Annotated in this window: 8 protein-coding genes; 3 read left to right on the forward strand and 5 right to left on the reverse strand. The window is 70.9% G+C overall.

The window, feature by feature from the left end; translation table 11 throughout:
* A partial coding sequence (locus ETD85_RS63945; RefSeq protein ID WP_170247311.1) for an esterase/lipase family protein occupies positions 1 to 815 on the forward strand: 815 nt, incomplete at its 5' end.
* Positions 816 to 998: 183 nt separating this feature from the next.
* On the opposite strand, the gene ETD85_RS51475 is transcribed toward ETD85_RS63945, so the two are convergent.
* Both ETD85_RS51475 and ETD85_RS51480 read right to left on the reverse strand, forming a co-directional pair.
* On the reverse strand, positions 999 to 1,250 hold the full coding sequence (locus ETD85_RS51475) for a hypothetical protein (RefSeq protein WP_138697172.1): 252 nt from the start codon (positions 1,248 to 1,250) through the stop codon (positions 999 to 1,001).
* Between the two features lie 69 nt (positions 1,251 to 1,319).
* Positions 1,320 to 4,229, reverse strand: coding sequence for an AfsR/SARP family transcriptional regulator (locus ETD85_RS51480; protein ID WP_170247312.1), 2,910 nt, complete (start codon positions 4,227 to 4,229; stop codon positions 1,320 to 1,322).
* Positions 4,230 to 4,293: 64 nt separating this feature from the next.
* On the opposite strand from ETD85_RS51480, the gene ETD85_RS51485 reads away from it, so the two are divergent.
* Together ETD85_RS51485 and ETD85_RS51490 are read left to right on the forward strand one after the other, a co-directional pair.
* On the forward strand, positions 4,294 to 5,499 hold the full coding sequence (locus tag ETD85_RS51485; RefSeq protein WP_170247313.1) for a hypothetical protein: 1,206 nt from the start codon (positions 4,294 to 4,296) through the stop codon (positions 5,497 to 5,499).
* A 350-nt stretch (positions 5,500 to 5,849) separates the two neighbouring features.
* Positions 5,850 to 7,841, forward strand: coding sequence for an FHA domain-containing protein (locus tag ETD85_RS51490; protein ID WP_138697175.1), 1,992 nt, complete (start codon positions 5,850 to 5,852; stop codon positions 7,839 to 7,841).
* A 131-nt stretch (positions 7,842 to 7,972) separates the two neighbouring features.
* Here ETD85_RS51490 and ETD85_RS51495 read toward each other — a convergent pair whose 3' ends face one another.
* The 3 genes from ETD85_RS51495 to ETD85_RS51505 all read right to left on the reverse strand — a co-directional run.
* Positions 7,973 to 9,913, reverse strand: coding sequence for a ligand-binding sensor domain-containing protein (locus ETD85_RS51495; protein ID WP_138697176.1), 1,941 nt, complete (start codon positions 9,911 to 9,913; stop codon positions 7,973 to 7,975).
* 100 nt (positions 9,914 to 10,013) lie between these two features.
* Entirely contained in the window at positions 10,014 to 12,803 is a 2,790-nt protein-coding gene (locus ETD85_RS51500) for an AfsR/SARP family transcriptional regulator (RefSeq protein WP_170247314.1), read from the reverse strand.
* A 171-nt stretch (positions 12,804 to 12,974) separates the two neighbouring features.
* Positions 12,975 to 14,146 (reverse strand): tetratricopeptide repeat protein (locus ETD85_RS51505; RefSeq protein WP_138697178.1); only part of this gene is annotated, 1,172 nt, incomplete at its 5' end.

Consider the following 14,146-nt stretch of genomic DNA (forward strand, 5'->3'; position numbering starts at 1 on the left):
TCATGGTCCACGGCTTCGACCGCGAGGCCGACATCAGCTGCTCCGGCGCCTGGAACAGCGCCGAGAACCTGCTGAACGCCAACGGCTGGGGCGACGTCGTCACCTTCGGCTACTACAACAAGGCCACCAACTGCGACCTCAGGCTCCGAGGGACCACCGACACGCGCATCCAGGAGGTCGGCCGCCAGTTCGCGTGGACCGTCTACTACCTGTACTCCAGCCATGACGTGGCCATCGACGTCGTGACCCACTCCATGGGCGGCCTGGTCGCGAAGGCCGCCATCGAAGGCGTCAACAGGTACGGCGTGGGCAAGCCGCCGCCCGACCTGAGCGGCCTGACGATCGACAAGGACGACATCGGCGCGACCGATTGGCCCAGCGACTGGCCCCCGTTCCTGTACATCGAGGACATGGTCACGTTCGCCACGCCGCACCAGGGCATCGGCAGCGCGGTGGTGACCGCGTGCGCCCTCACCCACGAGCAGTGCAGCGACATGCGCCCGGGCAGCGGCTTCCTCAGCTGGCTGGGCAAGCAGCCGCAGTCCCAGATGGGTACGGACTACACGTTCCTCGCTTCGGAGACCGACGACACCGTCAGCGCCAAGTCGGGGACCAACGACCGCACCGCCCACCATTGGGGCCTGTACAGCTACAACACGGAGGGTGGCACGCTGACCCACACCTCCATCAGGAACACCTCGACCGGCCAGTGGCAGGCGTCGTACGGCGGGGAGTTCAGCGACGAGGGCCAGGGCACGTACCCCGCGCCACTGCCGCGAATGGCGGACGGCCTGTACGACCAGCGCAACCAGTAGCCGGTCGGTAGCCAGGAGGTCCGGTCCCCCGGCCCGCGCGGGCCGGGGGACTCATGCTTTCGCCCGAGGCGCCGTTACTGCTTCCGGATGTGGAACGGACCGAGATCGTGCGCCTGGCGCCCTGCCCCACCACCGAGCCACCGGCAAGCGAAGACTCCCCTTTCCGGGAAACGTCGCGGACTGTCACCCGAGACGCTTACGTCCCTTGTCCGTCAGCTCCGCCAGGTGCACTCCTATGCCGAAGCTGGTGAAGCCGGACCTGGCCGCCTTGGTGAACTCTTCGATCACCGCGTCTGACGGGAACTCCTTGACCAGGACGTCGTAGGCTCCGTGTCCGTGGTCCCGTACGGCGGCGAGGACCATGTCCGTGTTCAGCTCGGGGTGTGCCACGATCTCCTCCAGCAGGTCGCCTCTGTCCTTCGCAGTTTCCTCCATCGAAGGAGCTTGGTAAATCGCGAAGGTCCTTCCCGAAGCGGGGTCGCGGCCACTCCCGCCTCGCGGTCCTCAGCCGAGGCTTTCGAGCGCGGCGGCGGCCCGCCCGCGCTCGTCCTCGTCGCCGGTCTCGGCGGCGATCGCCAGCGCCAGCCGGTGCCGCTGCGCCGCCTCGCCGTCACGGCCCATGGCGCGCAGCGCCTCGCCGATCGCGTTGAGTACGCTCGCCTCACCGTACCTGTGCCTGGTCGACCGGAAGATCTCGAGCGCCTGCTCCAGGTGGCACAGGGACTCGTCGAATTTCGCCTGGCGGCACAGGGCGGTGCCGAGGTTGCTCAGCGCGGTCGCCTCCCCGTCACGGTGCTCGATCGCGCGGAACAGGCTCAGTGCCTCGCCCAGTTTCGCGACGGCAAGCGTGTCGTCGCCCAGCGAGCTGTGGATCTGGCCGAGGTTGCACAGGGCGATGGCCTGCCCCGCACGCTCCCCGAGCGCGGCGAAGATGTCGTGCGCGGCCAGGAGGTGCCGCGCCGCCTCGGTGTGCTCGCCGATCGACTCCTCGAGGTTGCCCAGGTTGGTCAGCGCCGCCGCCTGGCCGAAGGGGTCGTCGATCTCGCGGTAGAGCGCGATGGCCGCGCTGTGCCGGGCGGCCGAGGAGGCGAACTCGCCGAGGCGTTCCTCGATGATGCCCAGATTGGACAGCGAGCGAGCCTGGCCGTGGCGGTTGCCGATGCGCCGGCACAGCTCCAGCGCCTGGCTCAGCTCCTCGACGGCCGATGCGTACCGGCCGAGCAGCCGCAGGATGACCCCGGCGTTGGTCCGCAGATGCGCCTCGCCCCCCGCGTCTCCCGTCCCCCGCGCGGCGTCCACGGCGCACTCGTAGATCGACAGGGCCTCGGTGCCGTGCCCCGCCTCCAGGTAGCGATGTAACGCGGCGGCAAGGGTGACCGCCCGCTCCGGCCGTCCCTGCCTGACCGCGAACTGGCAGATCGTGCCGAACGACGCCAGCTCGCCGTCCAGCCACGACAGCGCCGCGCCCGGCGAGAGGGTGACGCCGCTGGGCTTGAGTGCGAGCCCGGCGTGCCGCCGGCTCCCGCTCCACCCGGGGTAGAGCGTGTCGCTCGCCTCGACGGCGGTCCCGCAGTAGTGCTCCAGCAGCCTGTCCACGGCCGCCTGCCGCTCGGCCTCGCCGTCCGTGGCGAGGCTCATCTCGGCGGCGTACGCACGCAGAAGGTCGTGGAACCCGTAGCGCCCCAAGGCGTCGCAGCGCAGCAGGTGCGCCGAGGCGAGCCGGTGCAGGAGCCGGGCCGCGCCGATCTCGTCCACGTCCGACAGCGCCGCCACGCAGGCCGGCGTGGAGTGCGGTGCCGGGTTCAGGCTCAGCAGCCGGAACAGGCGCTGCGCCTCGGCGTCGAGCAGCTGGTACGAGCAGCCGAAGACGTGCCGGATCGCCGCCCCGCCACCCGGGTCGAGCAGCTCCAGCGGTCCGGCCCGGTGCAGCCGCGCCACCACGCCGGCCAGCGGCAGGTGCGCCTGCGCCCCGGCGTACTCGGCGGCCAGGCGCAGCGCCAGCGGCAGGCGGGCGCAGATGGTGGCCAGCGAGTCGACGCTGCCGGGATCGGTGCACGCCCGCTCCCCCAGCAGCCGGCCCAGCAGGTGGACGGCGTCGGCGCGGGGCAGCAGGTCCAGCTCGATGCGGTGCGCGCCGTGCAGGGCGACCAGGGCGGCCAGCCGGTCCCGGCTGGTGATCACCATGAGGGTGTCGTGCGTACCGGGCAGGAGCGGACGTACCTGCTCGGCCGAGGCCGCGTTGTCAAGCAGCACGAGCAGCCTGCGGCCGTCGGTCTCGGTGCGCCAGCGCCCGGCCCGTGACTGGGTGTCGGCCGGAATGTCCTGATCGGCCACGCCGACGGCGGTCAGCAGGCGGCCCAGCGCCTCGTGCGGGGCCAGCACGTGTTCGGCGTCGTCGCCGCGCAGGTCGAGGTGGATGCGCCCGTCGGGGAAGAGCTCGCGGTTGTGGTGACCCCAGCGGACGGCGAGCGCCGTCTTGCCCACACCCGCGGTGCCGCAGACGACCACGATCCCCGGTGGGCGGCGGACGTACGCGGCGTCGAGCAGGGCCAGCTCGTCGGCGCGTCCGGTGAAGTCCGGCACCGGCGCCGGGAGCTGCCGCGGAATCCTTGGCGCACCACGGCATTCCTGCTCCTCGAACAGCAGCCGGTGCGCCCGTTCGAGCTCCTCGCCCGGCTCCACGCCCAGCTCCTCGGCCAGCACGAGGCGGGTGGCCTCGTACCGCTCGAAGGCGATCGTCCGCTGGCCCATCGCCTGGTACGCGCGGATCAGCGTGGCCTGCACCGCCTCGTCGAGCGGGTTCGCCGCGCCGTGGACCGCCAGCGCGGCGATGACCTCGGCGGCGTTGCCCGCTCGCAGCATCAGGTCCCAGTAGGACAGCTGCGCGCGGCGGCGCTCGGCCTTGAGGCCCCACACCTTGGGGTGGCCTTCGAGCGCCGGCACGTCGCACAGGGGGTCGTCGTCCTCCCACAGCCGCAGCGCCTCACGGAAGAGCGCGGTCGCGCGCGCCGGGTCGCCCTCGCGTTCGGCCTGCTGCGCGGCTGCCACCAGACGCCGGAAGCGCAGCAGGTCGAGTGCGCACTCCGGCAGGCGCAGCAGGTAGCCGTCGCCGACGGTGGAGAGCACGCCGTCCTGGTCGCGCGGGCTGTGCCGCGGGTCGAGCAGGCGGCGCAGGTGTTTGGCGTGGGTGTGCAGCACGTTGACCGCGCTTGACGGCGGTTGTTCGCCCCACAGCGACTCGATCAGCTCCCGGCGGGTGGTCAGCCGCCCCGCGTTGAGCGCCAGGACCCCCAGCATCAGACGGCGGGCGGGCGGCCCGGCATCGACCTCGCGATCATCGTGCCACACCCGCAGGCGGCCGAGCACCTGGACGATCAGCACCGCCACAGTGTAGAGGCGATGTTCAACAGACATCCAGAGACTGTCCAGAGGCCGGCGTTTCCCTTCGCCCAACGTTCTTCCACGAAGGGAGCAACCCGTGGCCAGATGGAAAGCGGGGATCGCGAGCGTCGGTTTATGCCTGTCGACCCTGCTCGTCCCCGTCACCCCGGTGCAGGCGGAACCGGACAAGCCCGCACCGGAACCCGCCGTCACGCAGGAGTGCGGCGCCGACCTCAAGGAACACGCGGCGACGCTCGCCGCGGCCGGGAAGTCCGGGACCGCCACCTGCGTCCGCAAGCAGGCGAGGAAAGCCGGCGCGGCCAGGACCGGCGTCGGGATCGCCGCCGACATCTGCGGCGGGAGCCCCACGCTGACCCGGACGGCCGCATGCGTGATCGAGGACGGTCTCCTGCTCATCTTCACGGTGCCCAACGGGGTCGTCATCGGCTCGATCCAGTTCACCGTCTCGAGCTTGACGACCCTCGACTACAGCTCGCTGAGCTGGAGCCAGTCGTGGCACTACCAGGCCAACTCCGTCGCCGGCCCGGCGATCCCGGCGGTGCTCGACACCTTCGTCTACGCCGAGCCGGAATGCCTCGCCAACTGCACGGTGTCCAGCAGCGGGCTGGTCGGCGGGTCAGCGCTTCCTGGCCGCGTCCACTCGGCCACCACGTACTTCACCAGCCCGCTCAGCGGCTACAGGTGGGACGCGCACGGTGGGGTGAGGTACTGGTTCGCCAACTCGGCGTGGGTCAACCCGACGACGAACCCCTCGATCACGACGCCGGCCGTGCATCGCTGCGATGACGCGCTCACCGGTTACCCCAAGGGCTGCGTCTATGACTCGGTCCGCCCGGTGCACGACGTCCTGTCGTACCGCTATCCGTCGTATGCCCGCCACCTCCAGCTCGCCATCAACCACTTCAAGATGACGGACCTCCTGACCAGGACCCAGAACGAGAGCCTCATCGACAACAACTACAAGACGGCGTGCCCGCCGGGGCACCCCAAGCCCACGGCTCCAGGAGTCTGGTCCTGTGACGAGTACCCCTACAAGTCCACCTACAACGGCGCGTACTCCCAGCCCTACGGCCGGAACATCTTCATCTTCAACTGGAACACCGGCTACGAGTTCAACTGCGGCGCGTCATGGCTGCCGGTCCGCAGTGCCGGCGACTCCGGCGGCTACAGCGTCTGCATGATCCCCTTGGCGGAGAACACCCTCGGCGGATCCGACCTGGGCGCCTTCTACTACAAGTCCCGGGTCCTGGACGGGGACCAGTTCCAGGTCCGCGTCATCTGACCAGGATCGGACGATTTGCCTGGCAACTCACCGCTCCGCCGGCTGCGGGAGCGCGACTTGCCAGGCAAGTCACACGATCACGCGAGCCGCTGCCGGTGGAGCTCCTCCGGGTCGCGGTCCGCGCGATGAGCCCCCGGTGGTGGCCGCCCCGGACGCTCCTCGCCCCAGGAAGCCGGATGAGGACGTGCTGGAAGCTGAAGTCCGCGGGTGCGCCCTCGCCCACGCGGCCGTCCACTGCCTCGCGAATGAGCCGGTGCGAGTACTTTTCTCTTACGTGGCTGTCTTTGATCGCACATGATGAACTTGAACTCATCGATGACCAGATCTCTTGTCACGATAAGGAAGGCATCATGCCCCCTGTCATCGTCGGACACGACGGCCCCCTCACCGACCGCCGCTTCCCGCTCGGTGACACGCCGACCACCTTCGGCCGCAGGCAAGACTGCAGCGTGGTGATCTCCAGCGGGCGGGCTTCGCGCCGCCACGCGGAGATCCGCCACGAGGCCGGGCAGTACATCCTGCACGACCTGGGAAGTCGCAACGGAACGCTGGTCAACGGCAAGCGCGTCACCTCACACGTACTCCAGCCGGGCGACCTGATCACGATCGACGACGAGCAGTTCCGCTTCCTGCCCTCCGACGACGACGCGACGGTCTTCGGCGCACCCCCGCTGCCGCAGGCGAGCGGATCCGCCCCGCCGGTCGGCCCGGGGCCGGTTCTCCGGGTGACCGTTTCCGGCGGTGGGCCCGTCGGGCTGAGCCTCGCGCTCCTCCTGGAGCACCTCATGGGCCCGCGGGTCGCCGTCACCGTCTATGACGGCCGCTGGACGCAGGACGGTGCCCGGGTCGTGTGGAAGGGCCAAGACCAGGGCAATGTACGGCGCCAGCAGGTCGTCACGGTCCAGAGCCGCCAATACCTGAACCTCCCCGGCCCGGTGCAGGCCCGGCTGTTCAAGCCCGGAGCGTACTCCGAGATGTGGCCGCCCGGCCCCGACTCCATCCGCGGCCACGCTCCGCGCAACCTCCGCATCGCCTACATCGAGGACACGCTGCTGGAGATGGCCGGCGAGAAGCCCGACCGCATCCGGCTCGTCCCCACCCGCTTCAATCCCGACGAGCACGGCGACAGCGCGAAGCACGACCATGTGCTCGCCATCTGCGAGGGCGGCCGCTCGCGCACGCGGGAGCACTTCGGCGGCAAGTTCGGCACCGCCGACAGCTCGATCTACTCCCTGAACGGCCGGCACCTGCGGGATGTCGTGCTGGGTTTACGCGTCAAGTCCGACCTGCCCGACGCCATGTCGGTCCTGCTGACCGTGGCCCAGAACCGCTACCTGCTCAACGCCCTGGGCGGCGAGGGTTTCCTCAATATGCGGCTCACCGACGAGGAGGCCGAGGAGGTCGTCGGCATCGATCCCGTCCGTCGCGTGTTCGAGGAGTGTGTCGCCGCCAACCCGTGCATGATGGGCCGCACCGACCAAGGCGACTTCCACTGCTCCACCCACGGCACCCTGTTCCTGCCCGCCCTGATCAAGGGGTCTCCCCTGTGGCGGCGGGTGCAGGAGGGATTGACGATGTTCGGCGTGGCCGAGCACAACCTCAGCGCCGTCACCGCCTTCCGGCTCGACATGGTGCAGCGGCCGCGCTTCACCGCGCGCCTGCACGCCCCGACGTCCACCACCCCGGGCACCTACGGCTTCCTGCTCGGCGACGCCGCCAACGCCATCCACTTCTGGCCGGGCCGCGGACTCAACAGCGGGCTGGCCTCGGTCATCTCCCTGACCCGCACGCTCAGCCAGGCCTGGCGCGGGCGAGCCTTCCGCGACGCGGACTTCATCCGCCACGAGGCGGCCATGGCGATGCTCCAGTACCGGCACAAGAGCCGCGCCTGGCAGGCGATGGTCACCACCGACGAGGACGGCGTCACCCGGGCCATCAAGGACAACATCGCCAAGGGCTGCGCCGGCACCCAGGCCGCTCCGAATTCCGGCGCGCAGGTCGCGGCGGACATCGACACGCTGATGGACCGGCTCGGGCTCATCCGGGGCCGCCTGTCGCAGCGCGTCTCCGGACTGCCCGACGACGCCGCCCTGCGCGCCCACCTCGGCCGGCTGTCGGCTGAGACCCTGCGCATCCTGGTCATCAGCGACGCGTGGGACACGGTGGTCATGGGCGGCGAGGAGGTCGACATCGACATCTTCTACCGCGAGGAGCCCGCGGCCGCTCCGGGTGGGGAGCCTGTGTGGGCGCCACAACTCGCCAGCGAACGCGAACAGCACACCCGGGTGATCTCCAGATCGACCGGCCGATCGCCACGGCCCACGGCGCAGGCCCCCCGGTAGGTCCCGGCCCGGCGTACCAAGAAGGTGGACCGGGTTCGGCCTGAGCACCGAGGGACCGCCGGCGGATCCGCTGCCCGCCCTGGACAGCCGGCCGGCCACGCCGATCGGCTGTCCAGGATCGTTCAGGGGCTCTAGCAGATCCTGTAGGTGTAGAAGTTCTCGAAGCGTGACAGGTACATGTGCCCTTCCGGCCCCTTGATCAGGATCCCGATGTCCGCGCTGGTGATCCGGGTCATCTTCATGGTCGCCGGGTCGATCCGGTAAGCCCTCTTCTGCGCCTTGCCCCACAGGTAGCCGTTGTGGAACTCGATGTAGGTGTCCAGCCACACCTGCGTCTGGGTCGCCCAGGGGTAGGTCTGGTGCTTGGCGGTCCGGAGCGTCTGGCCGGTGGCGGGGTCGATCACGTAGAGCGCGTCGGGGGTGAGGCCCCACAGCTTGCCCTCGTCGTCGAAGGTGATCGAGCCGAGTGCCAGGTCGCCCTCGACGGGGGCGGTCACCCACTTCACCGTGTCGGTGGCGATGTCGTAGGCGAAGACCTTGGCGGCGGTGTCCAGCGGGTAGCCGACCCCGCCGAATGTCGTGGTGGCGCCGTACAGGATGCCGTCGCGGTAGGCCAGGCCGATGATGCTGTGGCCGGGGATGAGGTTGCGCCTGATCCTGGTCTCGCCGGTCTCGGGGTTGAGCAGTCCGAGGACGCCGCCGGAGGCCCCCGACTTGGGCACGGTGCCGAAGGCCAGCCAGTCGCCGGCCGACGCCATGGCGAAGGGGCGGTCCTGCTCCTGATCGCTCAGGGAGAGCAGGAGCTCGGGGGCGGTGCCGTTCCAGGCGTAGATGCGGGCGCCGGGGTAGACGCCTAGGTAGAGCTTGCCCTTGTGGGTGAGCATGCCCTCGCTCTGGCCGGTGTTGGGCCAGAACTTCTTCTCGCCGGTGGCGGGGTCGAAGGAGGCCAGGCCGCCGGTGAAGAAGCCGCTGCCGTAGATGTGGCCGTCGGGGCCGGTGGTCATCGATCTGATGGAGACCCGCTGGCCCGTCACCGTGCTGTCGAAGAGCTTGCCGACGCCTGTCTTGCGGTTGTAGTGCCAGATGCGGCCAGCGCCGGTCGTGCCCACGAGGGTGTGGCCGAGCCAGCCGAGCGGTCGGATGGCGCCGTCGCCGAAGTCGGTGTAACCGAGAGCCCGCGTCTTGCCCGTCTTCAGGTCGAGGACGGCGAGCTCGCCGTCCTGGACGAGGTAGACCTTGTTGCCGAGCGCGCCGCCGCCGAGGGTGAGGCTGTCGACGTCCTCGACCACGTGCTTCCACTCGTCGCGGGCCAGGTCGTAGATGCCCATCGGGTTGGTGCCGGTGGTGGTGAGGTAGCGGACGAGCAGGTAGCGTCCGACCACGTCCACGTCGTAGGACCAGCCGACGCCCTGGAGTGGCGGCTCGATGATCCGCTGGAGCTCGCCGCCGGGCGACAGGACCGCGACCTTCATGCTCGCCTGGCCCATGCCCGCGAAGATCGTGCCGTCCTCTCCGATCGCCAGGTCGCGGATGAACTGCTCGCCGGGGACAGGGCTGCCGAGGTCCTTGATCTCGCCGGTCGCCACGTCATAGCGGAAGAGCTTTCCGCTGGAGGAGGTGCCGCCGTAGACCGCGTCCTTGGTGGCGGCCACCGTCCAGACGTACGTATCGGTGGAGATGGGGATGCCCAGCTCGGTGACCTTGTCGTCGGCCGGGGTGTAGCGGAACAGGCGGCCCATCGCGCCCGGGGTGCTGTTGTAGCTGCCGACGTAGACGCTGTGGTCGGGGGCCACGGTGACGGCCCAGGAGCCGAGCGCGGCGGGGAGGGGGCGCTCGGCGATCAGCGATCCGTCGCGGGCGTTCCTGATGCCGAGGATGGCGGGTCCGGAGGCGCTGGAGGTGACCGAGTAGACGCGGTCGCGGTCGAGCGCCGAGCCTGCGGTGGTGGCGCCGATGAGCGGCAGGGGGTCGAGGTTCTGGAAGCCGCACCCGGTGGGCGGTGCGGCGGCTTCGGCCGGGACCGGGGTCAGTAATAACAGTGCGGCGGCGACGGCCGCGATCCGTGCTCGCACGGGCACCTCCTGAGGGAGTTCCAATATACGGTCCTGACCGTAATTCGCGAGCGGGTGCCGGTCAATGCGCCTGTGCGGGCCCATGGAGGCATGCCCAGGTTCAGAGTTGGTTCCTGATCGCGGCCGGGGGGTCGGGGACGGGCTGGGCCAGGAGGGCGGTCGCTTCGCCTCGGGTGAGGAGCCGGGCTTCGCAGAGCAGGTCGAAGCACTGCCGCCACGACTCGCGCGCCTGCTCCTCCCGCCCGAGGTCGTGGAGCGTGTGGCCGAGCCACCAGTGTGTGGTCGCCAGCCCCACCGTGTGCCCGACCGCGTGCTGCAGGTCGATTGCGGTGCGGTATTCCTGCACCGCTTCGGTGAGCATCCCGTGGGCACGGTAGGCGTCGGCCAGGGTGTCGTGGTTGGTGCCAAGGAGATCGGCCATGTCCGGCATGTCCTTCACGGTGTCGACAACGTGAAGGGCCTCGGCGACGGCTTCGGCGGTTCTGCCCTGCCGGCAGAAGACGTGCACGCGGTTGTTGCGGACGAAGGTCTCGAGGTCGGGGCGCCCGCGCTCCACGGTGATGGCCTGGGCGCGGTCGAGGGCCTCCAGGGCCTCTTCGAGGCGGCCCATCATGGTGTAGGTGATGCCCAGCTCGTTGTGGAGTCCGGCCGCGCTGCGACTCGGCTCCGTGTGGTGCCAGAGCTCCAGCGATTCCTTCAGCGCGCGCACCGACTCCTCGTTCCGGCCCAGCTCCTGGTAATGGGAGCCCAGCGTTTGCAGGAGCGATGCCCGTTCCCCCAGCTCGGTGCATGCTTGTAGCGCCAGCTCGGTGGCCTCGATGGCCTCGGCGAACCAGCCACGGGCCGCGAACGGCCAGCGGATCGCCTCCGCCAGCCCGGCGCCGGCGGAGGCGTCGGCCGCGGCCTGCCGTGCGAGGGCGAGCACATTCTCGCGCTCCGCCTCGGCCCAGTTCTGGGCCTCCCCGGCGGAGGCGAACTCCTGGCCGGGCTGCTCCGCCTGGATCGACCAGTCGTGAGCGGCGGGGCCGTTGATGGAGACGGCGGAATGCTGGGCGGTGGCCAGGTAGTGGTGGAGCACGCGGCGGACCGCGGCGGCGGCTTCGCCGGCGGGTTCGTCCTGCTCGGCCCGTTCCCGGGCGTACAGGCCGACCAGGTCGTGGAAACGGAAGCGGTCAAGGCCGGCGGGTTCGAGCAGGTGGGCGGTCAGCAGCCGGTCCAGGGCGGCCTCCGCGCGGTGAGCGGGCCAGCCGGCCAGGGCGGCGGTGGCGGCCGGGGTGTGGGTGGGCAGGTCGAGCAGGCCGAGCAAGGTCAGCAGGCGGGCGGCGTCGCGGCCGGTGGGTTCCTCGCGCAGGTGGTGGTGGCTGACGGAGATGCTGGCGCGCACGGCCAGGTCGGCGTATTCGAGCGTGTCCATGCGGCGGGTGGCATCGGCCAGCCGTACCGCCAGGTCGGCCAGCGTCCAGTCGGGGCGGGCGGCCAGGCGGGCGGCGGCGATGCGCAGGGCCAGCGGGATGCCACCGCACAGCCGCACGATCTGCGCGGCCGCCTCCGGCTCGGCGCGGGCGCGGTCGGGGCCGATGAGGCGGGCCAGCAGGACGGCGGCTTCGGCGTCGGCGAACGGGCCCAGCCGCAGATGATGGGCGTTGTCGAGGGTGGTCAGGGGGTCTCGGCTGGTGACCAGGACCCGGCAGCCGCGGCCGGCCGGGATGAGCGGGCGAACGTGGGAGACGTCGCGGGCGTTGTCGAGGATGATCAGGGTGCGGGAGGCGGCGGTGAGGGAGCGGTAGCGGGCGGCCGCCTCGGCGACCTGCGTGGGCACGGCCGAGCCGTCCAGGCCGAAGGAGCGCAGCAGGTGGCGCAGCGCCTCCATGGAGGTGAGCGGCGCCATGCCGGGCGTGGAGCCACGCAGGTCGACGTAGATGACACCGTCGGGGAAGCGGCCGGCGGCGGCGTGCGCGGCGTGCACGGCCAGCGCGGATTTGCCGATGCCGCCGGACCCGTCGATCGCTATCACGGCCGGACCGTCGAGAGCCGCCCGCAGCTGGGCCACTTCGCCGGACCGGGCGGTGAAGGCGTGGATGTCACTGGGGAGCTCGGCCGGGACGGAGGGCTCTCCCCCGGTGATTCTCTCGCGGGGGGCGGTCAGGTCGAGGACGGGATCCTTGACGAGCATGGCCTGCTGCAGGCGGCGCAGCTCCGGGCCGGGATCGACACCGATCTCGTCGATCAGCGCGGTGCGGGTGCGCTGGTAGGCGGCCAGGGCGTCGGAGGGCCGTCCGGCACGGTAGAGGGCGAGCATCAACTGGGCGGCGGGGCGCTCGCGCAGCGGGTGGCTGGTGACGTGGGCGCCGAGTTCGGCCGCGACGGCGTGGTGGTCGCCGGCTGCCAGCCGTACGTCGATGTGGTCTTCCAGGACGGCCAGGCGTTCTTCTTCGAGGCGGGCGGCCTCGATGCGGGCCCACGGTTCGGCCAGCTCGCCCAGCGGTGCGCCGCCGCGCCACAGGCTCAGTGCCTGGCGGAAGAGGGCGTCGGCGGCCCTGGTGCCGCCGTGGGCGCGGGCGGTGCGGGCGCGCTTGGCCAGGCGGGCGAAGAGCAGCGCGTCGACCCGGTCACGGTCGAGGTCGAGCCGGTAGCCGACGGGAGTGGTGGCGATGAGCTCAGGGGAGAGCGACTCGCGCAGCTTGGAGATGACGATGTGGAGCTGCTTGGCGGCGGTGGCGGTGGAGCCGCCGCCCCAGATGTCGGTCAGGAGCTGACCGGCCTGGACGGTCTGGCCCGCGTCCTGGGCCAGGCGGGCCAGCACGCCGATGCGTCGGTGGCCGGTGAGTCTGACCGGTTGGCCGTCGTGGATGACCTCCCACGGACCAAGAAACCTGATCTCCCAGCCCATGCGGAGCGCTCCCGTCCTTCGTCCGAGTTGGGAAGTGTATCCAGTGGGGGCGGGCCCCACGGAGTTTCGGTCGAGTCCGTACGGGGACCCCAGGCCCGGGATCGTCGATCTGGACATCCGGGCTCACCGGTATCCAGCTGCCGCAGGTGAACACGATCACGGAGCGGTGGGTCAGAGCATGTTCCTGATCAGCTGGGGTGTTTCCGGTACGGGCCGGGCGAGGATCTCGGTCGCCTCCTGTGGTGTGAGCAGGTGGGCGTCGCGCAGGAGGCTGATGGAGCCCTCCCACTGTTTCCGGGCTTCGCCGTGCCGTCCGAGGTCGTGCAGGGTGGTGCCGAGCCACCAGCGCGAGATGGCTTCCTTCAGGCGGTAGCCCGACTCGTGGAGCAGCCGCACGGCCGTCGTGTAGCTGTCCACCGCCTCGGTCAGCCGGCCGGCGTGGCGGTAGGCGTCGCCCAGCGAACCGTGTGGCGTGCCTACATCGCTGCGCGGGCCCACCTTCGGCCACAGCTCCACCAGCCGGCGCGCTTCCGCGATCGCCTCGTCGAAGCGCCCCTGGCGGTAGTAGACGTGCACCCGGTTGTTGCGGACCACGACCGATCCCACGGGGCGTTCGGCTTCGTCGATGAGCTGGAAAGCGGACTCCAGGTAGGCGTGCGCGTCGTCGAGCCGGCCCATGAGCGTGTGGATGACGCCGAGGTTGTTGAGGGCTCCGGCCTTCCGCCGCGGCAGGCCCGCGCGGTCCCAGTCGGTGAGAGCCGTCTTCAGGTGCGCGATCGCGATGTCGTGGCGGCCCTGGTCCCGGTAGACCCAGCCGAGGAAGCTGCGGAGCTGGGCCTTGTCCTCCCATGCCGCGATGCGGTCGGCCACCTCGATGGCGTGCGCGTAGACCTCGGCCAGTTGGGTGTGCCAGCCCTGGTAGCAGAAGGGCCAGTGGAGTCCGATGACCAGGCCGACGGCGGTCGCCGGGTCGGGGCCGGACAGCGCCTGCTGCGCGGCGGCGAGCAGGTTGTCGCGCTCGCTCTGGATCCATCGTTCCGCCTCGGCCGAGTCCTCGAAGGAGGTGCCGGGCAGTTCGACGGGGCAGCGTGGCAGGGCATCGCGGCCCAGCATGGGGCTGGCCAGCCAGAGGGTGGTCAGGTAGTGGTGGAGCGCGCGGCGTACGGCGGTGGTGCGTTCCTCCTCCGGCAGGTCCTGGTGTGCCCGTTCGCGGGCGTAGAGGCCGACCAGGTCGTGGAACCGGTAGCGGCCGGGTCCTGGTTCGAGCAGGCGGGCGTCCTGGAGGCGTTCCAGGGCGGCCTCGGCGCGGTGGAGTGGCCAGCCGGTCAGGGCGGCGGTGGCGG

Origin of the sequence: Nonomuraea zeae (assembly GCF_005889725.1) — a bacterium.
Lineage (GTDB): Bacteria > Actinomycetota > Actinomycetes > Streptosporangiales > Streptosporangiaceae > Nonomuraea > Nonomuraea zeae.

Bases quoted from the DNA above. Each gene is read 5' to 3' on its own strand.
- ETD85_RS51480 (WP_170247312.1), bottom strand. From the start codon at position 4,229: ATGTCTGTTGAACATCGCCTCTACACTGTGGCGGTGCTGATCGTCCAG.
- ETD85_RS51475 (WP_138697172.1), bottom strand. From the start codon at position 1,250: ATGGAGGAAACTGCGAAGGACAGAGGCGACCTGCTGGAGGAGATCGTG.
- ETD85_RS51500 (WP_170247314.1), bottom strand. From the start codon at position 12,803: ATGGGCTGGGAGATCAGGTTTCTTGGTCCGTGGGAGGTCATCCACGAC.
- ETD85_RS51490 (WP_138697175.1), top strand. From the start codon at position 5,850: ATGCCCCCTGTCATCGTCGGACACGACGGCCCCCTCACCGACCGCCGC.